The sequence below is a fragment of the Micromonospora vinacea genome, from assembly GCF_015751785.1.
GTDB lineage: Bacteria > Actinomycetota > Actinomycetes > Mycobacteriales > Micromonosporaceae > Micromonospora > Micromonospora vinacea.
Genome location: NZ_JADOTY010000001.1, coordinates 6,697,746 through 6,718,722, shown reverse-complemented (window position 1 = coordinate 6,718,722; position 20,977 = coordinate 6,697,746). Strand labels below are relative to the sequence as shown.

The window sequence follows — 20,977 nt, the reverse complement described above, 5'->3', positions numbered from 1 at the left end:
TGGCTCCTCAATAGGACCTACGTGCCTCGTCCCCGGCGACCACCATCGATCCCGAAGGGACCAGCGGCCTGGCTTTGGTTTGCCTTGGAGCGGCATGATGTAGTGACTCGACAGAGGAGTGGCGATGCGATCGGTTGACGCGGCACGCTCCATCCCGTTCGAGCTACCGTTCGGCTTTCCCAGCGCCACCACTTTGACGTACAACTATCTCTACCCGGCCGCCGCGTTCGTCGTGGCCTTCGTCGTCGGTGCGTTCGTCGCGCGGATAGTCCAGACGCTGATCCGTCGCCGCCGTGCGGCGGCGCCCGCGATGGCGGTCGTGCCCGGCGGTCTGGACCTGGCCTCCGGCAGCTCGCGACGGCAGCGGATCGTGCCCGCCGAACTGCCCCCGCCGCCCGGCCTGCTCGCCGGCCGGGACCGCGAGTTGGATGAGATGTGTGACCACCTTGCCCGGCCCGACCGGGACGGCGACGCGCTGATCGTCATCCACGGCGAACCCGGGGTCGGGAAGACCGCGTTGGCGATCAGGATGGCCCACCTGGTGTCGGACCAGTATCCCGACGGGCAGTTGATGCTCCGGTTCGACAGCTCCGACGACCAGTTGACCGAGGACCGGTTGGAGACGTTCGTGCGGGCCCTACGTGGGCCACGGGAGGACATGCCGGAGCGCGCGGATCTCGGCCGCTGGTACCGGGACCGGACGCGGCGCCGGCGGGTGCTGGTCATCCTCGACAACATCGGCGACCCGGACCAGATCCGACCACTGTTGCCGGCCGGCCCCGGGTGCCTCACCATGGTCACCGCCCGCGCTGCGGTCCCCGGGTTCCCCGGACAGTTCCCGGTGGCGCTGGAGCCGCTGCGGAACGACGCCGCCACCGCCCTGCTCGACCGGCTGGTCGGGGGCGACCGGATCGGCGCCGAACCGGAAGAGGCGAAGCAGATCGTGGCCGCCGCGGCCGGCTATCCGGTGGCGATCCAGATGGCCGGGGCGGTGCTCGCGGTACGCAAGAACTGGACCCTGGAGATCGCCGTCCGGCGCATGCGGGACATGGCCACCGATCTGCAACGAAAGAAGGTCGTCGCCTTCTCCGGCATCCTCGACCTGGCCTTCGCCCTGCTCACCCGCGAGGAGCGGGAGGCGCTGGTCCTGCTCGGCCTGACCGACCGGCGCCGGGTGGAGCGGTGGATGCTGGCGATGCTGTTCAACGGCGCCTTCACCGAGCGCACCATGCCCGAAAACGTCGCCGGCCGATTCCTCGACCGCCTCGCCTCCGCCCGGTTCGTGGAACGGCGGGTGGACGACCACTCCGGGCTGCTGACCTTCCGGGTGCCGGTCTACGTCCACGCCTACGCCGCCACCCATCTCGGCAGCCACCTGACGAGCCCGGAGCAGCAGCGCGCCCGGCGGGAACTCACCGAGGGACGGCGCCGACGCAACGAACGCAACGCCGACGAATACCTGCGCAGTACGGTCTTCGCGTTCCTGGAACGGGGTCAACTCGACGACGCCCTGAACTCCGCCCGGGAGTCACTCGCACTCTGCCGGGAACGCGCCGCCGCGCTGTCGAACAGCGACTCCGGGGCGCTGGCGTTCGCCACCGAGGAAGGTCTCACCCTCGCCGCGCTGGCCGAGGTCAACGCCGAACTCGGCTGGATCGACGAGGCCATGACCGGCGCCGAAGACGCCGGAGAACGCGGCAGCCAGTCGCCGCGCACGCTGGCCCGGGCACTGCGGGTGACCGGCAGCCTGCGCCGGCGGTTACGCCAACTGCCGCAGGCCGAGGCGGACCTGCTCGCCGCCGAGCGCAGCGTCCAGAACGCCGACGACCGCGACGAGCACATCCGGGTACTCCGCGAGTTGACCGCTCTGCAGGCGCCGCGCAAGGACCTGGAAACGGCCAAGGGGTACTTCGACCAGGCTCAACGGCTGTGTGCGGGCGGGGGACAGTCCGGCGCGCGGCAACTTCCCGCCGTGCTGCTGGCGTACGCGCAGGTATTGCGGGAGTGCGGGGACCCGGCGGCGGCGGCCACCACCCTCGCCGATGCCGAGCGGCTCACCGGTGACCCCGAAGGCTGGCAGCGGCTGCGCCGGCCGTGGATCCGGCTGCACCGCGCCCTGACCCTGCTCGACCTTGGCAAGTACGACCAGAGCCGCGAGTTCAGCTCCGCGGCGTTGGAAGGGTTCACCACGTTGCGGCACCGCTATGGCAGCGGAAACGCGCGACTCGCCCTCGGCCGGGCGCACCTCGCCGACGGAAACCTCAGCGGGGCCACCCCGGAGCTGGAGGAGTGTCACGGGACGCTCCGCCGCTGCGGGGACCGCTGGATCGAGGCGGAGTCGGCGACCTGGCTGGCGGTGGCGTACCACCGGGCCGGGCGCGGCCAGGAAGCGGTCGACCTGCTCTCCGCCGCCGAACAGGCGTTCTCGAAGCTCGGCGACGAACAGGGCGTGCGGCGGGCCGGCCGGCTGCTGTGGGAGGTGGAGTCCTCACTGCCTGTCCAACCGCTGAGACCGTTGCCGGGTGTCCGGGAGTGGATCACCGCGGTCGGTCGGCAGCCGACCGACCCGGCCGGCACCCGAGCGGGAATCTGATGCGCTCCACCCGGCCCAGATGGGATGGCTTCCTTGTCGTTACGCTGGTCGATCCGGCGGCTACGCCGACGCCTCAGGCGGTTCCGGCTCCTGATCGCCGCTGCGGTGACAGTGCTGGCCAGCGTGCTCGGCACCGTCTACGACAAGATCCCCACCGATCTGCAATTGGCGGCGCTGCTGGCGATCGGCACGCTTGGCGCGGCAGCGGTGATCCTGGTCGAGTCGCCGGAGGCCAGTTACGAACAGTCGCTGGTGGACCAGCCGGCCGCCCGCAAGAGCAAGCGCGCCAAGCTGGCCCGACCGCACCGGGGCCGGACGGAGCCGCGCTTCCGGTTCACCCAATGGCTGGGCTGGTGGCGCAACCAGGTGGTGCCCACCCTGCCGCCCCGGGACGAGCTCTTCCGAGGCCGCGAGCGTGAACTGGCCGACCTGCAGGAACTGCACGACCAGCAACGGGCGGCCCGCGCCGGCGGCGTAAGGTCGATCTTCCGGCGCGGCGGACGGCGGCCGGCGGACCGACGCGGAGCCGCCGGCCCGGTGATCCTGCTCCTGCACGGCATGCCGGGGGTCGGCAAGACCGCCTTGGCCGACGAGTTGGCCCGGCGGCTCGCCCGCCGCTACCCGCACGGGCAACTGTTCGTGAACCTCGGCACCGGTGGCGCCGCCCGCACACCGATGGAGATCCTCAACGAGCTCCTGCTGGCGCTGGGCTGGACCGACATGCCCGACACCGCGGTCGGCCGGGCGATGGTCTTCCGCTCGCTGACGGCGAAGAAGAAGATCCTGTTCATCCTGGACGCCGCCCGCAACGCCGACCAGGTCCGGCACGTACTGCCGAGCGACTCCGCCGCCGCCGTGATCATCACCTGTCGACGCGGCATGACCTGGTCCGATCCGCTGGCCGAACCGTCGTACGCGTTGGGCCTGCCGGACGACGACGAGGCGCTGGCCATCTTCCGGGCCGTCTCCCGGACCGCCGAGAGCGTCCGGCCGGAATGTGCCGCCGAGATCGTCTCGTTGTGCGGACGGCTCCCGCTCGCCGTCCGGGCCGCCGCCGAGCGGGTCTCCAACGACGGCGCGGACATCTGCCAGATCGCCGGGCTGCTGCGCGAGCCCCGGTCCCGGCTCGGCTGGTTGGACCGCCCCGGCCGGTCGCTGCGGGCTCACCTTCAGACCGAGTACGGCCGGCTGCTGCCGAAGGAACAGCGGGCGCTGGCCATGCTCGCGCTGATTCCGTCGCCCACCTTCGTGCCGTGGGTGCTGGGTCCGCTGATGGACCTGCCGCCGGCCGAGGTGGAGGCCCTGGTCGACCGGCTGTCCGCGGCCCAACTGCTGGAAGACCTCGGCATGGACGAGGTGTCCGAGGTGGCCCGGTACCGGCTCCACCCGCTGGTCCGGCTGTTCGCCGGCGCGCAGGCCGCCCGGATTCCGGCCCACCAGCGGGAGTGGGCGCTGGACCAGCTCACCGCCGCCTACGTCCAGGTGGTCAGCGCGGTCCTCACCGTCCTGCACGACGACTTCGCGTACGACGGGCCGATGGACTGGCTCGCGCCGGATTCGAAGTTCCCGCAGCGGATCGCCGACCATCCCGAGGCCTGGGTCCGGGCCGAGTACCCCAACCTGCTGCGGGTGATGGACGACACCGCGACCCTGCCGCACACCGGTTTCGGCACGCAGTTGCGCTGGCGGGTCGGCGCCTGGCTTGACGGCTGTGTCGCCGAGGGAGTGACCTCCGCCGCGACCCTGGCGGCGTACGGCCAGGCGGCCCGCGCCGCCGAGCGCGACGGCAACGTCCTCGCCCAGGTGGACGTGCTGCTCGCCAAGGGCACCTTCCTGGTGGCCGTCGAACGGTACCGGGACGCCGAGCAAGGCCTGGACCGGGCGATCGCGTTGTCGCACCTGCTGCTCGGGGACCGGTCGGCGGCGCGCGAGGAGGCCGAGCGTCGGATCGCGATCGCCCTGCGGAAGATGGGTGAGGGATTCCTGCAGGCCGCCGCGTACCAACGCGCGGTCGAGAAGCTGGAGGATGCGCTCGCCCGGGCGGAGACCATAGGGGACGGCCCGGAGCAGCGACTGATCCGGATCCTGTTCGCCGAGGCGCACCACGTCGACACGGCGGAGGCCGTCTACGACGAACTGCTCGACCCCGGGCTTTCCGACGCCACCCGCTACCGGATCTACCTCTCCCTGGCCGAGGCGGGTCGCCGACGGGGGGACTGGCAGTCCGCCGGTGACTACCTCGGTCAGGCCGCCCGGCTGGTCGACGGGGACCTGCGCCGGGTCGCGAACGTGCGGTACCGGACCGCACGTCTCGCGCTCGACCAGTACGAGGACAGGCCCGGCGGCGGTCGCGACCCGGAACTCGCCGCGACCGCGGTCCGGCGAGCCGCCCACGCGTTGCTGACCTTCCGCCAGATGGGCAACCCGCTCGGGACGGTGCGGACCCAGTGCCTGCTGGCCCGGGCGCTCCTGGCAATGGGCCGGCCGGTGGAGGCGGACCACGTCGCGCACGCCGCCGAGGGCGAGCTGGCCGCGGTGCAGGGATCGGGCGAGAAACCCGAGGTGCTGGCTCCGCTCACCGCGCGGCTGACCCGGGTCAAGGGCGAGATCCGGCTGCGCGCCGGGGATCGGACCGGCGGACGGCAGCTGTTGATGGACGCCGCCATGGCGTTCGGCGAGCTGAAGGACTGGGCCGGGCTGCGCGCGGTGCTCGGCCTGCTGGAGGAGGTCGCCCCGGCCGGGACCGAGGCGCCCGGCGTCGGGCTGCCGGTGGTCGTACCGGTCGACGGATGGCCGGGGCGCGGTCCGATGCCGATGGGCGGCGGTCCGGTCAGCTTGTCGCCGGCTGTCACCGATCGCCTGGCGGCCCGGCTGAGCAGCCAGGTGGTCGACCGGGTGCAGGATGAGCTCCGGCAGACGCTCACCCCGGCCGAACCGGTCGCGTTCCGCGGTGCGCTCGGCGCCGGGCTGACCGGCGCCGAACCGGCCCACGACGAGGACCTGCCACCGACGTGGCGCATCCCGGTCGGCGAGCTGTGCCACCTCACGGTGCTCGTAGCGACCGGGCAACGGGCCTTCGCGGACGAGCCGGGGCGGCGGCCCGCCCTGGCCGGCCCGCAGGTCTGGCGCCCGCTCGCCGTCAGCACCGGCGTCCGGGCCGACGACGTCGACCTCACCCTGTTGGTCGACGCCCCGTTCGTCGACGTGTCCGACCCGGAACTGCGTACCACCTGCCGGGTCGACGGCGGACTGGCCCGCTTGGACAGCACCCTGCGGATCGACGTACCCGGTGAGAACGAACTGCGGATAACGGTGCTGTCGTCAGGTCGGCTTGTTCAGTCACTGCCGATCCTGCTGGTGGCGGTAACCGGAGGGGAGGGCGCGGGTGGACCTGCCACTGTTCCGCTCTCCTGATGTGACGGCCCGGACCACGGTCAACGACAAGGGCATCTGCCTGCGACTCACGGCCGCCCGCGGCCCGGCGCCGACTGACATCCAACTGGTCGACGCGGATGTCGTGCGCGAACATTGCGCCAAGCTCGGGAAGCGAGTCGGTCGGGTAGCGGCGAGTTGCCGGCAGCGCTGGCCGGAGGCGACCGGCGCTGCGGGCGAGGCGCTCGGCAACCTCGCGGCTGCCGGGCGGATATTTCTCTTCGACGTGCTACACGACCCGCAACGGGACTTCCCCCGGTTGTCGCTGTTCCTGCAGGCGGCCTGCCCGACCTGGCAGAGCCGGCAGACCCGTACCCCGTTGATCCACGCCATCGCCGAGACGAACCAGTACTTCCCCTGGGAGTTGTTGCCGTTGTTCGCGCCGACGTCCACGGTGCGGGCCGGCAACCAGGCAGAGTTGGAACGGGCCGCGCTGGCCTTCCCTGGCTTCGCGGCTGTCGTCGAACGCCGCGACCCGGACCACCTGCCCGATTCCACCTCCCTGAACGGCTGGGACGGACTCCCGATCCGGATGGTGTACGACGCCAGTTTCCCGGGAGTGCAGCAGGAGGTGGGCTTCTTCCGGGGCAAGGATGCCCTGTTCCTGCTGAGGGGGCCGTACCCGAAAGACAGCGACGACCCGGCGGCACCGACGCTGGCGCAGCAGCTCTGTGACCCGGCGCTGGGGCTTGACCACAACCGGGACGGCCCGCTCGACCAGGTGGTCCACTTCTCCTGTCACTGCCAGGCCGCCGACGGCGACAGCACCAGGTATGCCTACCACCTCTCCGACGAGCAGGGCCGCAAGCTGGTGGTACCGCTGGAGGAACTCGTCGAGGAGATGATGCGGATCTGGGCCGCCGAGGTGATGGCCGCCCGACCGGGGCCGCGACCGGACATGCCGTTGGTGTTCCTGAACGGCTGCGGCACCGTGGCGATGGACCCGACGAGCGCGGCGTCGTTGCACAAGCCGTTCCGGCACAACCGCAACCGAGGCATCATCGGCACCATCGCGAACGTGCCGGACCGGATCGCCGCCGAGATCTCGAAGTGGTTCTACCTGAACCTACTCGTCGAGCGGCACGACGTAGGGCAGGCACTGCACGAGGCGAAGTGGCGGCTGCTGCAGGACCGCGGCAACCCGCTCGGACTGCTGTATTCCATCCACGCGTACGCGGGCCTGCGGATCGAGCCGGTTCCCACGTACGCCGGCCCCGCCGACGGAGGCGCCCGATGACCAGCCTGCTGACCAGTCTCTGGCACGAGACCCGGGGTCGGTTCGACCGGCTGCCGGTCTGGCTGCCCGGGGCCCGCATGGAACTCGGCGACGTCGGTGTCTTCGACGACGGGGGTTGGGTGAAGCACACCACCCTGGACGCACTCGGCATCCCCTTCACGCCGGACCTTCCCGGCGTTCCGACCGGCTACGACTACGCCTCGCACGACGGCGCCCAGGTGAGTACCTGGCTGGCGGCCGACGGCGACCCCACGGTCAGCGGCATCGCCCAGGGCAACGCCGGGCTGCGGATCCGGTTCTCCCGGGCCGGCGCGTTCGTCCTGAAGGCCGACGAGGTGACCGTCCAGAGCCTGGCCAATCTCGCCGACGTCGACCGGCGGATCCTCGCCCGGCACCGGGCCGGGAAGTGGGAGCGCGGCTGGGTGCTGGTGAGCGAGGTGGCCCGCGGCGGGCCGGCGATCACGGTCGTCTCGGGCAGCTCCGACGGCGAGGCCTTCGTCGACCTCGGCGTGACGGCGGCCGCCGCCGGCCAGCCGCTGGCCGCCGCCGGCGCGGGGATCGCCCTCGGTACCCGGCGGGGCCTGGCCGGCTACTTCGTCAGCCCCACCGAGACGACCCTGCTGTGGCGGGGCCGCTGCGTACGGGATCCCTGGTGGTCGTCGAAGACCTCGATGACCGACAGGGGCGACCAGATCCACGAGGAGTTGCCGGTCGACGGCCTGGACCCACATGTCGTCGAGATCGAGCACCTCGAGGACGTACCGACCGACGACCGGTAGTCCGCCGACGCCGATTCCGCCGGCGGGTTCGGGGCAGCGGTGGGTGGAAGCCGGATCCCACCCACCGCTACCGACGCGGGGTGGGCGCATTACGTGTCGCAGGGGCCCCGATTGAGGTTGAGGACCAGTACGCAGGGGTCGAGGTCGATATCGACGTCAGACGTGGTCGGGGTGCCGGACATGGGCTCGTCCGGCGCCTTCTGGATCACGTAGTAGCCGTTGAACGTCCACGCGCGAATCTGCCCGCCTGGATCCTCGATGAGGTAGTCGGCCCTGCGGTCCCCGTTGAGGTCGGCGAACCGAACCCGGCCGCCGGAGACGCCGACCCCCGACGCGACCAGCCCGTCGAACCTCCAGCCGAAGCGTGATTCTTTGTATGCGTTGATCCAGACGTAGACCCGTCCTGCGGCGTCGACGACGAGGTAGTCGGCGCGCAGGTCACCGTTGAGGTCGGTCAGGTGGACCTGGTCGCGGGCCGCGCCGACGCCGGGTGAGATCTGCCCGACGTAGTCCCAGCCGTACCCGGAGGCGGAGCGCTTGTTCAACCACGCCCTGACCTCGCCGGCGTCGTCGACGACGACGTAGTCGTCCTTGCGGTCGCCGTTCATGTCGGCGAAGCGCACGCGTTCCTTCGCCGCGCCGACGCCGGCGGCGATGACTCCGGCGTAGTCCCAGACGAACCCACGGTCCGGGGCGTAATTGTTGATCCACGCCTTGACGCCGCCGACGTCGTCGATGACGAGGTAGTCGTCCTTGCCGTCGCCGTCGACGTCGGCGAACCTGACCCGCTCCCGTCCGGGGGTGACGCCGGCGGTGATCTGTCCGGCGTAGTCCCAGCCGTAGCCGCCACCCTGGGTCAGCCGGTTGATCCAGGCGGCGACGGTGCCGTCCGCCCGGATCGCGACCCAGTCGGCCCGGCCGTCGCCGGTCAGATCGACCATGCCGCTGGTGGTGTCGGCGTTGGGGTTCTGGCCGACGACACCCTGCCAGTCCCAGGTGTCCGGCTGGCCGTACCGGTCGTTGAGCGCGCCGACGGCCTTTCCGGTGGAGTCGACGAGGAGGTAGTCGTCCTTGCCGTCGCCGTTGAGGTCGGCGAAGCCCACCTGGTCCCGGTTCGCGGCCGTCGCGGTCAGGGTCTGGCCGTGGTTCTGCCACTCGATGCGGGGCGTCGGGTGGCCCGGGGCCTGCACGACGAACCTGGGAACCGTGTTCAGCCATACCTTCACGTGACCCTCGTCGTGCACGACGAGGTAGTCGTCGCGGGCGTCGCCGTTGAGGTCGGCGAAGCGGACCCGGTCCCGGGCAGCGCCGACGCCGGCGGCCACCAGGCCCAGTGACGACCATCCGTACGCGCCGCCCGGGTGGAACTCGTTGGAGTAGGCGGTGATCCGGCCGCTGTCGTCGACGACGAGGTAGTCGTCGAGGCCGTCGCCGGTGAAATCGGCGAAGCGGATCTGGTCGCGGGTCGCGCCGACGCCGGTGGCGATGACCCCGGCGTAGTCCCAGCCGAATCCGGTTCCGGGAGTGAACTGGTTGATCCAGGCCGACACCCGGCCCGTGCCGTCCACGACGAGGTAGTCGTCGAGCCCGTCGCCGTCGACGTCGGCGAACCGCACGTTCTCCGGGACCGCGCCGACGCCGGTCGCGATGGTGTCGCGGCCACGCCAACCGAACCCTCCACCGAGGGTGTGCGCGTTCGTCCACGCCTTGACCCGGGCCTGGTCGTCGAGGACGAGGTAGTCGTCGAGCCCGTCGCCGTCGACGTCGGCGAACTGCACGCGGTCCCGGTTCGCGCCGACGCCCGACGCGACGACGCCCTGCCAGCGCCAGCCCTCACCCTGCGCGGAGGTGTCGCCGGAGACGGAGTCCGGAACCTTGCTGACCTCGCCCCCGCACGCGACCGGGCTTGCGCCGACCGGGTCCTCGATGAGGTTCTCGGCGCGGGCGCTCCGGACGGCGCCGAGGAAGGCGTCGGCCATCTTGCGGTAGCCCTCGGCGTTCGGGTGCACGGTGTCGGTCAGGTCGGCCCGGGTCACCGCGCCCATGTCGACCAGGCGTACGCGCTTGCCGGCCGCCCTGAACCGGTCGACGACGCCGGGAATCGCCGCGTTGTACCTCTGGACGTTGTTGTTGGCGCCGGTGTTGAACGCCGGAACGAGCTTCGCGACCAGCACCGTGGTCTCGGGAGCCAGTCTGACGATCTTGCCGATCAGCCCTTCCAGCCGGGCAGGGGCGTCGTCGACCGCATCGTTGAACTGCATGTCGTTGGTGCCGATGTGCAGCAGCACGACATTGGGGCGGTACCTCGGAATCACGCAGTCGACCTGCCGGTCGATATCCGCGATCCGCCACCACGGGTGGCCCTCGTGGTTCCGATCGGGCAGGGTCCCCGAGTTCATCGAGCCGACGAAGTCGAGCACCGGCGCGTCGGACAAGCCGCTCCAGAGCCGGGCTCGGTATCCGGTGCCCTCCGGGTCGGAAACACCGACGCCGTACGTGATCGAGTCACCGAGCGGCATCACCCGCAGGGCCGTCTCCCCGCGCGGGAGGATCGCCCGGAACGTCGTCGAGATCGCGGCGGACAGGCCCTGGTAGGCGGCGCCGAAGACCCCTCCGCAGACGACGCAGGCCCTGGAGAGCCCCGCCCACACGGCGTTGAGTACATTCGCGACGTTCGTCCAGAACGTTCCGCCGTCCCTCACGATCGCGCCCTGCAGGGGGTGCTCCCACAGGAAGGCGAACTTGCCGGCGACGGCCGCGGCGAGGGTGTTCGCCCCCCACGTGTGCCCGTCACCCAAGGTGCCGTCGTAGTGGCTCTGCACCGCCTTCAGGAGGAAGTTGCTGAGGAACTCGGCGATCCCGACGCACAATCCCTTCATCACCGTGTTGCCGGCGTCGACCTGCCGGTTGAGGGCGCCGCTCAGGCACGCGCTGCGGATCAGGAGCGTCGCCACGGTGATGCCGGCCGTGAAGCCGAAGTGCGCCCACGTCTCCCCGTTGGCCGACGGGGGCTTGTCGTCGTGGATCGTCACCGCGACCCGGTTCTCGCCTGGCCGTAGCTCGATCCTGAAGTCGTCCGGCGCGTCGTTCGACGTCGGCACGTCGTACACCTTGCGCACCAGGCACTCGCCCAGTTCCTCCGCGCTGAGCTGCTTGATGTCGCCCTCGCACAGAACGCCCCGCTTGAACAGGTCGTCGTTGTGTTCGATCAGGAAGCCCTGGTCGCTGTCGTAGTACTGGGCGTCGTAGTTCTCGTTCAACCCCTCCTCGATCAGGGGCTCCTCGTTCGCGGGATAGCTGAACTCGTACACCTGTGTGTAAGCGTCCGCGGCCCCTGCGGGCGTCGCGACCAACCCGGCCGAGACCAGGACGGCGGCGAGGATCGCGGCGACCGTCCTGGTGCGACCGCCGTGCGCCGACCTCCGGTGAGGGACTGTCTTCGAAGGGCTCAAGGCGGGGTACGTCCTTCCCGACGTTCTTCCGACCGGGCCCGCAGCGCTGAGTCCCCGGAGAGGCGCGAGGCACTCCAGGTCATAATCCTTCCGATTCCGGATGACCGTGAATTGGCGACCGTGTAAACAGGAGAGAGTCGTCAGCGAATGAGTAATTCCACACAAGCAAGTGGTAGACGCCAATAGCTGGGGAAATGCCCGATCCCAGACGGGCTGGAAGATCGGCTGAGCCCGACACCTCATGGTCGCCGCCACCCTGAGCCTCGTCGTTTACCATTCGCCTGTGTCCGAAGACACCAGACAGGGCTCCACCGCGGAGCCGGCACGGCAGCGGTTTGTCGTCTGTGGGGACGGTGCGGTGGCTCGCCGTCTGGTCACTGAACTAATAGACCGCTACGGTGTCGCGGTCACCGTGGTCCTACCAGCGTTGAGTGACCACCAGGCACCCGACTTTGCTGACCTCGCCTTGGAATTCAACGTGGCGGAGGGGCAGCCAGAGATCGTCATGGCCCGCCGCCTGACCGGGGAAGTGCTCGATCAGGCTGGGGTCCGGGAGGCTGCGGCCGTGGCGTTCGTCGGTGTCGACGACGTGACCAATGTGGATGCCGCCATGATCACCAGGGAACTGGCTCCCGATGTTCGGCTCGTGGTCCGGCTGTTCAACCCGGTGCTCGGCGAGGGCGTGGCCGCGATGCTCGGGGACTGCGCCGTACTCTCCGGATCCGAGATTGCCGCACCGGCGTTCGTTGCCGCCACGCTCGGGGACGCCACGCCGACGTACCTGCGGATGCCCGACGGTGAGCTTCTGCGGAGCGCGATGCGCGGCGCCGTTGACCCGGCCGGTGCGGAGGTGGTTTGCGGCTTGGCCGACACGACCGGCACGGAGCCGGTCGTCCTTCCAGCGGACCAGGACTCGGCAGACCTGGTACTTGTCCGCGCATACGGGCGGCCCCGAACGGACCCGCCGCGTCGAAGGCCGCGCCTGCTTCGGGCCCTCGGCTTGGTGTTCAGCCGTAATCTGCGACTGGCCTTGATCGGCACGGCGGCGTTACTCGCCGCGGCCAGCGTCCTGCTGGCGTACACCCGCGGCGTGAACCTCGCGCAAGCCGTCTACCTGACGCTGCTGACAGCGATGGGAGCCGCCGACGTCGACTCCGCCGCACCGCTCATCGAAAAGGTGACCGCAGTGGTCCTGGTGAGCACCGGGATGGCGCTACTTCCCACCGTCACGGCCCTGGTGGTCGACTCGCTGGTGCGCGCCCGGCTGACGGTCGCCGCTGGCGGCATGATCGAGCCGATCGACAACCACGTCGTACTGGTGGGACTCGGCAACATCGGCACCAGAGTCCTGGAGGAACTGCATTCCGCCGGCGTCTCAGTGGTCGCCGTCGACCGCACCGAGTCGGCCCGAGGCATCGGTGTCGCCCGTGAGCTGGGTCTGCCGGTGATCGTCGGCGACGCGACCCGCCCCGAGACACTGCGGGCCGCGTCCGTACACACCAGCCGGGCGCTGGTGGTGTTGACCGACGACGATGTCACCAACCTCGAGACCGCCCTGTCCGGGCGGGCCTCGCATGAGGCGGACCGAGCGCGGTCGGCAGCAGTCAGGCCCCCATTGCGGGTGGTGTTACGGCTGTTCGACGACGGCTTTGCGGAGCGCACGCAGCGCATTTTGAACATTGACGAGTCACGTAGCGTCTCATCCCTGGCAGCGCCGGCGTTCGCAGCCGCCATGATGGGCCAGCAGGTCATCGACACCATCTCGGTCGGCCGCCGGGTGTTGCTGGTGGCCGAGTTCCCCGTCGGCGCCGGGTCCGAACTCGAGGGGCGGTACTGCCACGACGTCAACCAGCCGGGCGCAGTGTGGGTGATCGCGGTGCGGACCGGTCGGACGGGACAGACCATCTGGTCGCTGCCGGAACGTCGGCCACTGGTCCGCACCGACCGGCTGATCGTGCTGGCCACACGCGCCGGTCTCGCCGCGCTGCTGCCCCGAACCGTACCCAGCCCCGACGCTGAACCACTGGCCGATGTCGCGCCCTTGCGGCTGCTTGCGCCAGCACCGCGCGACGGTGAGTGAACGGGGTTGTTCATGCTGATAGCCGGCTTCAAGGGTTTCCAGTCGGGCCGGCTTGAAACGGGACACCGATATGCCGAAGGCGGTGTCTGGGGACACCGGCGGCGGCGAGGCGTTCGGCGATGGATGGGGAGGAGTGGTCGAGAAAGACGACGACCTGGTGATCGTCGCCGAGCTGACAGGCTGTAGCGAGGGTGCCGAGGTTGATCCCGTCCAGGTCGTCCAGGTCATGGAGGTCGAGGACCAGCCGCAGTGGGCGGATCCGTCGAAGGACTCGCACGAGGGTCTGGCGTAGCTCGACGGCATCCTCGGCGTGCAGCGTGCCATGCGGTTGGATGACCAGGGTGCCGTCGGTGGTGGTGTCGACGTCGACCGTCACGTCGCTCATCGCGTTACCTTCCGTTCCCCGCCGTTTTCCGAGCCGTTAGGTTAGAGCCTTTCGCGGGACACCGTCGAGCGTTCACCGACGTGCTGGACCAGGCGACCAGACGGTCGAACCGAACGGCCGGCAATAAGCGTCAAAGAGCACGCGCTTGCCGGCCGCTCTCCACTCCCATCCATGCTTCGGCCGATGCAGAACGAGGCGTACCGCACTGTTCGCCTGACCGACGACTGGGTGTGACGTCTCAGCCAGCTCCATCAACGCCTATGTATTCATGACTGGACATCACCCGCATCACTGCCATCACGATCATGGATCCGACGACGGCGTGCCGTACGGCCAGGTCGAGGTCCCCGCAGGCTTCGGCCGACGGGCGCTTCTGGCCGGTGCCGGCGGGACGCTGATGCTGGCCGCGCTACCGACCTCGGCCCGGGCGGCCAACACGACGATGGCCGGCGCCCCGACCGGTGCCGGCCGGACATCTCGGATCACCCAGGGCACGATGTTGGTCCACACGGACATGCACAACCACACGGTGATGTCGGACGGCGACGGCAGTGCCGAGGCCGCGTTCGCCTCGATGCGCGAGGCCGGCCTGGACGTCGCCGCGCTGACCGATCATGCGACGCTCTTCTCCATCGAAGGGCTCAGCTCGTCGGAGTGGCGGACCACCGGCGACCTGGCCAACGCGGCCAACGATCCCGGTCAGTTCACCGCGATCCGCGGGTTCGAGTGGTCGCATCCGTTGCAGGGGCACATCAACGTCTGGAACACCTCCGACTTCGCCGACCTGTTGCGGGCCGGCAGCCCCGGCAGCCTGTACAACTGGCTCACCGGCCGGCCCGGGGGGCTGGCGAGCTTCAATCACCCCGGTCGTGAGGCGGGCCGGTTCAACAACTTCTCCTTCAACGCCTCGGCCCGCGATCAGCTCGCGGGGCTGGAGATGTTCAACCGGACCGACGACTTCCTCTTCGAAGGCTGGTCGTCGGGTATGACGTCACCGCTGGTGGCGTGCCTGAACGCCGGTTGGCGGCCGGCGCTGACCGGTGTCACCGACGAGCACGGCACCACCTGGGGCTTCCACGAAGGTAAGGGACGCAGCGGCCTGTGGGTCGCCGAGAACACCCGCGCGGCGGTGTTCGAGGCGATGGCCGCCCGTCGTTCCTTCGCCACGCGCGTCTCCGGGCTGCGGGTGGACGCCACCGCCAATGGCGTACGCATGGGCGGGGTCCTGAACGTGACCTCCGGCGACGTCCGGTTCCTGCTGGACCTCGACCGCGGCGCGGCCTGGGACGGCAAGCCCCTGCGGATCCAGGTCCTCCGCCCCGGCACCTCGGCGCCGACCGTCGTCGACGTCATTGACACCGTCAACGGTCAGGTCACGGACTTCACCGTGCCGCTCAACGTCGCCGACGGCGACTGGGTGGTACTCCGGATCTCCGACCCGTCCCTGCCCAACGGCACCCCCGGCCCAGCCGGTCACCCGTGTAACGACTTCGCGGTGGCCTACACCAGCCCCTGGTGGCTCCGGCCCTGACCTCCGAGGTGCCGGTCCCGGAACGGCGTGCCGGCCGCAGGTGGCTGCGGCGGTCGTTCCGGGACCGGCATTCGGTCTCGCGTCATGGTCGTGTCATGTGCTCAGCGAGGTAGCGGGGGCAACGTCGGGCTGTCGAGCCAGGCACCGAACAGACCGTCCAGGGGCTCGCGGGCGAAGCGTTGGGCGTGCAGACGGAACTGCTCGGTCGTCACCGTCGCGTGTGGGTGCTCGGCGACCCAGGCTCGCAGGAGCGTGAAGAACGTCTCGTCGCCGACCCTCTTCCGCAGGGCGTGCACCGTCAGCGCGCCACGCTTGTAGACCAGCGGGTCGAACATCCGGTCGACGCCGGGGTCCGCGACGACGACGTGGCGCGGGCGAGCCGCGACCCACGCGTACCACTGCGCGGCGAGAGCGTCTGTTGACATCTCACCGCAGACGCCGGACCACAGCCACTCGGCGTACGTGGCGAAGCCCTCGTTGAGCCAGATGTGCCGCCAGTCCGCCACGGTGAGGCTGTTGCCGAACCACTGGTGGGCCAGTTCGTGCACGATCAGCCGCTCGTGCGTGCGCCGCCCGTCGACGTGGTTTCGCCCGAAGACCGCCATGCCCTGCGCTTCGACCGGATCGTCGAGGTCGTCGTCGGTGACGACGACGACGTACTCCCGGAAGGGGTACGGCCCGAAGAGCCGCTGCAGCGCCGACATGATCTCACCATGTCGGCCGAAGTCGTGGGCGACGTTCCTGCGCAACGCAGGCGGGATCGCCGCGCGCTGCGCCACCGCACCGACAGCCAGATCAACCATCTCGTAGCGTCCGATCTGGACGCTCATCAGGTATGGCGAGGTGGGCTCGCGCCGTTCGTACACCCAGGTGGTGCCGCTCGCGCCCCGCCGCTGGAGCACGGGATCACCGGTCACCAGAACTGTGTACGGGGAGGGAGTCGTGACTGCCACCCGGAAGGTGGCCTTGGCGCCGGGCTGGTCATCGCAGGGGAACCAGGACGGTGATCCGTTCGGCTGGCTTGCCACAAGTACCCCGTCGGTGAGTTCCTCCCACCCGAGTTCGCCCCAGCGGCCGGAGATGGGCACCGGCTTTCCCGCGTACCGGATCTCCACCCGGAAGGTGTCGTTGGCGCCGATCGGCCGCTCGGGTTTGATCTGCAGTTTGTCCGGGCGGTGCAGGTACTTCGCCGGGCGGCCGTCCACCCGGACGTCCTGGACGCGGAGCCGACCGAGATCGAGAGTGAATCGGGACAGCGACTGGACGGCCACCGCGGTGATGTCCGCCCGGCCGCCGAGGCGGTTCGACACGACCCGGTAGTCGAGGTCCAGGTCGTAGTGCAGCACCCGGTAGCCGCCGTTGCCGTGCTCGGGCAGGTAGGAGTCGCCGGAGCGGCCGGCGCCGGGCGTTGCGCCGCTCGACGCCGACACCTTCGGATTCATGCCGACCGTGCCGCTGGCGCCGGCCAGGTGGTGATCGGATTGCCCCACCACCGGCTGTCGCAGGGTACGGCGTCGCCGCGGGTCACCAGCGAACCGGGCCCAACGGTGGTCCGCGCGCCGATGCTCGCGCCCGGCAGAACGATGCCGTGCGGGCCCAGCGCGGCACCCGCGCCCATTGTCACCTCGTCCATACTCATCACACGATCATGGAACAGGTGGGTCTGCACCACACAACCGCGGTTCACCGTCGCGCCATCGCCGAGGCGCACCAGGTCGTACTCGGGCAGCCAGTAGGTCTCCAGCCACACGCCCCGGCCGATCTTCGCACCGAGCGTGCGCAGCCACGCCGTCAGTAGTGGCGTGCCGGTCGCGAAGCGGACCAGCCACGGTGCGGCAAGGACCTCGACGAACGTGTCCGCGAGCTCGTTGCGCCACACGAAGGAGGTCCACAGCGCGCGCTCGGTGACCCGCAAGCGCCCGACCAGCAGCCACTTCGCGGCCGTCGCGAGGGCGGCGGCGACGATCGCCGCACCCAGCAGCACCGGCCCGGCGCCGAGCGCGGCCGCCCACCACCCGGCGGCCCGCCAGACGAGAGCGAGTGCGGCCAGGACGCCGACCGCCAGGGCGCCGGCGCACATCACCGGAACGATTCGGCACAGCTCGATCGCGGCGCGGGCCAGCTTCAGCCGGAAAGGCGGGTCGAAGGTGCGGCTGGTATCGGCGGCTTCCACCGTCCGGCGCAGCGGCATCGGCGGCGCGCCGAGCCACGACGAGCCCTTCTTCGCCTTGAACGGCGCCGACGACAACACCCCGACAAGCCCGCGCTTGGGCACCGAACGCCCGGGCGCCGCCATTCCTGAGTTGCCGAGGAATGCCTGCTTACCGATGCGAGCCGGGGCGACACGCAGCCACCCGTGGCTCAGCTCGTACGTCGCGACCATGGTGTCGTCGGCCAGGAAGGCCCCGTCGGCGACCGTGGTCATCGCCGGCAGCGCGAGCACGGTGGAGGCCTCCACCCCGCGTCCCACCTTGGCGCCCAGCAGCCGCAACCACACCGGCGTGAAGAGACTGGCGTAGAGAGGGAACAACCCGACCCGGGCCATCCCCATCAGCCGCTCGGTCGTCCAGGCCTGCCACGCCACCCGCCCCTGCACCGGGTGGTGTCCGGCGCGAAGGCCGACGCTGAGCGCTCGGACCGCCCCGAGCACCAGCAGCGCATAGCCCGCGACGTAGGCGACGGTCGCCGCCGCGACGGCGGCCAGCACCGCGCCGACCGTCGGTCGGACGGTGAGCGTCCAGCCGAGCAGGGCGAGCGCCGGCAGGGCCGCCACGACCGGGACCAGCCCCAGCAATTGGGCGGTGATCCCGTACGCGAGCGGCCAGAGGCGTGCACCCGTGCGCGATCGAGGGGGACGCTGCCCGGGCCACCCGTCCGAACCCTTGACAACTGCGGCTGCGGCCGGTGAGCCGGCCCAGTGTTGGTTGGCCGGTACGGCGCCGGCCACCGTCGAGCCCGCGCCGACGCGGGCGCCCTTACCGATCCGAGCGCCGGGCATCAGGGTGCTGCGGGATCCGACCCGGGCGTCGGCACCGACGCGGACCCTGCCGATGCGGACGACGTCGCCGTCGACCCAGTGGCCGGACAGATCGACCTCCGGCTCGATCGCCGCGCCGCGGCCGAGCTTCAGCAGGCCGGTTACCGGCGGCGCGGAGTGCAGGTCGACGTCGGCCCCGATCTGCGCGCCGAGGGCCCTGGCGTAGGTGATCATCCAGGATGCTCCGGCGACGCTGGTGGCGCCGGTCAGCTCGGCGAGGCGTTCGGCCGCCCACAGCCGCAGGTGCACGCCGCCACCGCGCGGGTAGCTGCCGGGGCGCACCCCGCGCAGCAGCAGTCGCGCTCCTCCGGCGGCCAGGGCGATCCGGCCCAGCGGGCTGAACAGCAGGAGCCAGCCCAGTGCCACCCACCACCAGGACACGACCGGTGCCCACGGTGCCGGAGCGAGCAGGGCGAAAACGTTGCCGAGGGCAGCCAGGACGGTCAGCCAGCGCAGCCCGACCAACGCCACCATCGGCACCATCATCGCCGCCTGGATCAGCCCGGCGCGCCTCGGCGTCGGCCGGACCTCACGGCGCGTCGCCGCCGAGCTGTCGAGCGCGTCGAGCACGGCCGCGAGCCGCGACAGTTTCGGGTGGAGGTAGATGTCGGCCACCGAGACGCGCGGGTGCCGGCGCCGAATCCATGCCACCAGTTGCGCAGCGTTCAGGCTGCCGCCGCCATGGGTGAAGAAGTCCGCGTCCGCCTCCGTGGGGCGTACGCCCAGGATCTCCGCCCAACCGCCAGCGAGCCAGTCCTCCGTCGCGGTCAGCTCACCCGCGGTGTCCTGCGGGGTCGCCAGCGGCCAGGGCAGCGCGGACCGATCCACCTTGCCGGACGTCCGGGTCGGCAGTGCCTCCACCACGGCCAGCAGCGGCACGAGCGCGGCCGGCAGCTGCTCACGGATCCGCAGCGCCGCCGTCGCGGCATCGAACGTGACCTCGTCGTGCGGAACCACGTACCCCACCAGCAGTTGGCTGCCCGCGGCGGTGCGCTGCACCGCCGCGGCGGCGCCGGCGACGTTGGGTAGCGCCTGGAGTGCGGCGTCGATTTCGCCCAGCTCGATCCGGCGTCCGCCGAGCTTGACCTGTTCATCACCGCGGCCGACGAACAGGAGCCCTTCGGGCTCCGCCCGGACGATGTCACCGCTGCGGTACGCCCGCTGCCAGCCGAGCGCGGGCAGCGCCGCAAACTTCTCGGCGTCCTTGCCCGGATCCAGATAGCGGGCCAGTCCCACCCCGCCGATGACCAGTTCGCCGGTCTCACCCATCGCCGCCGGAGCGCCGGACGCGTCGACCACGGCGAGCTCCCACCCGGCCAGCGGCAACCCGATGCGCACCGGTCCCTCGCCGGTCATCCGCGCGGCGCACGCGACCACCGTCGCCTCGGTCGGTCCGTACGTGTTCCAGACCTCGCGACCCTCGACGGCCAGGCGCTGCGCGAGCTCCGGCGGGCAGGCCTCCCCGCCGAAGATCAGCAGCCGGACCTCCTCCAGCGCTTCGACCGGCCACAGCGCAGCGAGCGTCGGCACCGTCGACACCACCGAGATGCGCTGCTCGGCCAACCACGGACCGAGGTCGACGCCGCTGCGGACGAGTGACCGCGCGGCCGGCACCAGGCACGCGCCGTGCCGCCACGCAAGCCACATCTCCTCACAGGACGCGTCGAACGCCACCGACAGCCCGGCCAGGACCCGGTCCTGCTGGCCGATTGCCTCGCTGGCCTCATCGGCGAGGAACAACCGCGCCTCGGCGTCCACGAAAGCCGCCGCCGCGCCGTGGCTGACCGCCACACCTTTCGGGGTGCCCGTCGAGCCAGAGGTGAAGATGATCCAGGCGTCGTCGTCGGGGCTGGGCCGGCCGGTCCGACCTGCGGGGGTACGACGCAGCGACACCGTCAGCCCGTCGCCGAGGACCGCGACGACCCCCGCCTCGGCGAACACGAGCTCGGCGCGTTCCGCGGGATCGTCCGCGTCGACCGGCACGTAGGCGGCGCCCGCCGCGAGAACGCCGAGGATCGCCAGGTACAGCTCGGCCGTACCGGATGAAATCCGAACTCCCACGCGGTCGCCGACACCGATGCCGTGCCCGGAGAGCGACCTCCGGACGGCCTCGACCTCGTTGGCCAGGTCGCGGTACGTCAAGGTGGTGGCACCGCTGTCGAGCGCAACTGCGTCGGCGTGCGCGCGCACGGAGTCGTCGAGAATGTCGACAAGCGTGCGGCGGGCCGGGGCCGATGCGGATCGGAACACCGCAGGAATCGTCGGTGCGGCAGCTGACGGCGGTAGCGCGACCACCTGGGGTTCACTCGTCAAGGGCACCCGACGTTCACCATTTTCGTCTTGCGGATCGGCGTCAACCAGGCGCGCGGCATGCGGACCCGCCCTGGGCAGCCCTCAACGCTACGTCGCATCGGGCCGGAAGCACGGGCAAAAGACGGCTTCGTGTCCACC

At 70.8% G+C, this 20,977-nt stretch carries 10 protein-coding genes; 6 read left to right on the top strand and 4 right to left on the bottom strand.

Annotated elements, in window-relative coordinates:
• Nucleotides 1-124: 124 nt before the first annotated feature.
• From IW249_RS31315 to IW249_RS31300, 4 genes are read left to right on the top strand one after another with little or no spacing between them, the layout of a single operon-like run.
• Nucleotides 125-2,593 (top strand): AAA family ATPase, encoded by a 2,469-nt coding sequence (locus tag IW249_RS31315; protein ID WP_196924087.1) that lies wholly within the window; start codon nucleotides 125-127, stop codon nucleotides 2,591-2,593.
• Nucleotides 2,594-2,626: 33 nt separating this feature from the next.
• Nucleotides 2,627-6,007, top strand: a complete 3,381-nt coding sequence (locus IW249_RS31310) for an NB-ARC domain-containing protein (protein WP_196924086.1) — start codon at nucleotides 2,627-2,629, stop codon at nucleotides 6,005-6,007.
• Nucleotides 5,979-7,262, top strand: coding sequence for a CHAT domain-containing protein (locus IW249_RS31305; RefSeq protein ID WP_196924085.1), 1,284 nt, complete (start codon nucleotides 5,979-5,981; stop codon nucleotides 7,260-7,262). The genes IW249_RS31310 and IW249_RS31305 overlap by 29 nt, the downstream gene beginning before the upstream one ends.
• Nucleotides 7,259-8,041: a hypothetical protein gene (locus tag IW249_RS31300; RefSeq protein WP_196924084.1), complete on the top strand. Its 783-nt coding sequence runs from the start codon at nucleotides 7,259-7,261 to the stop codon at nucleotides 8,039-8,041. Before IW249_RS31305 ends, IW249_RS31300 begins: the two co-directional genes overlap by 4 nt.
• Nucleotides 8,042-8,130: 89 nt before the next feature.
• Here IW249_RS31300 and IW249_RS31295 read toward each other — a convergent pair whose 3' ends face one another.
• Nucleotides 8,131-11,493, bottom strand: a complete 3,363-nt coding sequence (locus IW249_RS31295; RefSeq protein ID WP_196924083.1) for an FG-GAP-like repeat-containing protein — start codon at nucleotides 11,491-11,493, stop codon at nucleotides 8,131-8,133.
• 241 nt (nucleotides 11,494-11,734) lie between these two features.
• Here IW249_RS31295 and IW249_RS31290 point away from each other — a divergent pair, with 241 nt between their 5' ends.
• Complete coding sequence (locus tag IW249_RS31290) at nucleotides 11,735-13,573, top strand: NAD-binding protein (RefSeq protein ID WP_196924082.1); 1,839 nt, start codon at nucleotides 11,735-11,737, stop codon at nucleotides 13,571-13,573.
• A 28-nt stretch (nucleotides 13,574-13,601) separates the two neighbouring features.
• Here the strand turns inward: IW249_RS31290 and IW249_RS31285 are convergent, their stop codons facing one another.
• Nucleotides 13,602-13,958, bottom strand: a complete 357-nt coding sequence (locus IW249_RS31285) for an STAS domain-containing protein (protein WP_196924081.1) — start codon at nucleotides 13,956-13,958, stop codon at nucleotides 13,602-13,604.
• Nucleotides 13,959-14,280: 322 nt separating this feature from the next.
• Between IW249_RS31285 and IW249_RS31280 the strand changes: the two genes are divergently transcribed.
• A complete protein-coding gene (locus IW249_RS31280; RefSeq protein WP_196924080.1) occupies nucleotides 14,281-15,489 on the top strand; it encodes a CehA/McbA family metallohydrolase in 1,209 nt (402 codons plus the stop codon).
• Nucleotides 15,490-15,590: 101 nt separating this feature from the next.
• Here the strand turns inward: IW249_RS31280 and IW249_RS31275 are convergent, their stop codons facing one another.
• The gene (locus IW249_RS31275; protein ID WP_196925037.1) at nucleotides 15,591-16,931 is read right to left on the bottom strand and encodes a M1 family metallopeptidase; all 1,341 of its coding nucleotides are present in this window, start codon (nucleotides 16,929-16,931) and stop codon (nucleotides 15,591-15,593) included.
• Nucleotides 16,928-20,785: a Pls/PosA family non-ribosomal peptide synthetase gene (locus IW249_RS31270; protein ID WP_372433053.1), complete on the bottom strand. Its 3,858-nt coding sequence runs from the start codon at nucleotides 20,783-20,785 to the stop codon at nucleotides 16,928-16,930. Before IW249_RS31270 ends, IW249_RS31275 begins: the two co-directional genes overlap by 4 nt.
• Nucleotides 20,786-20,977 lie beyond the last annotated feature (192 nt).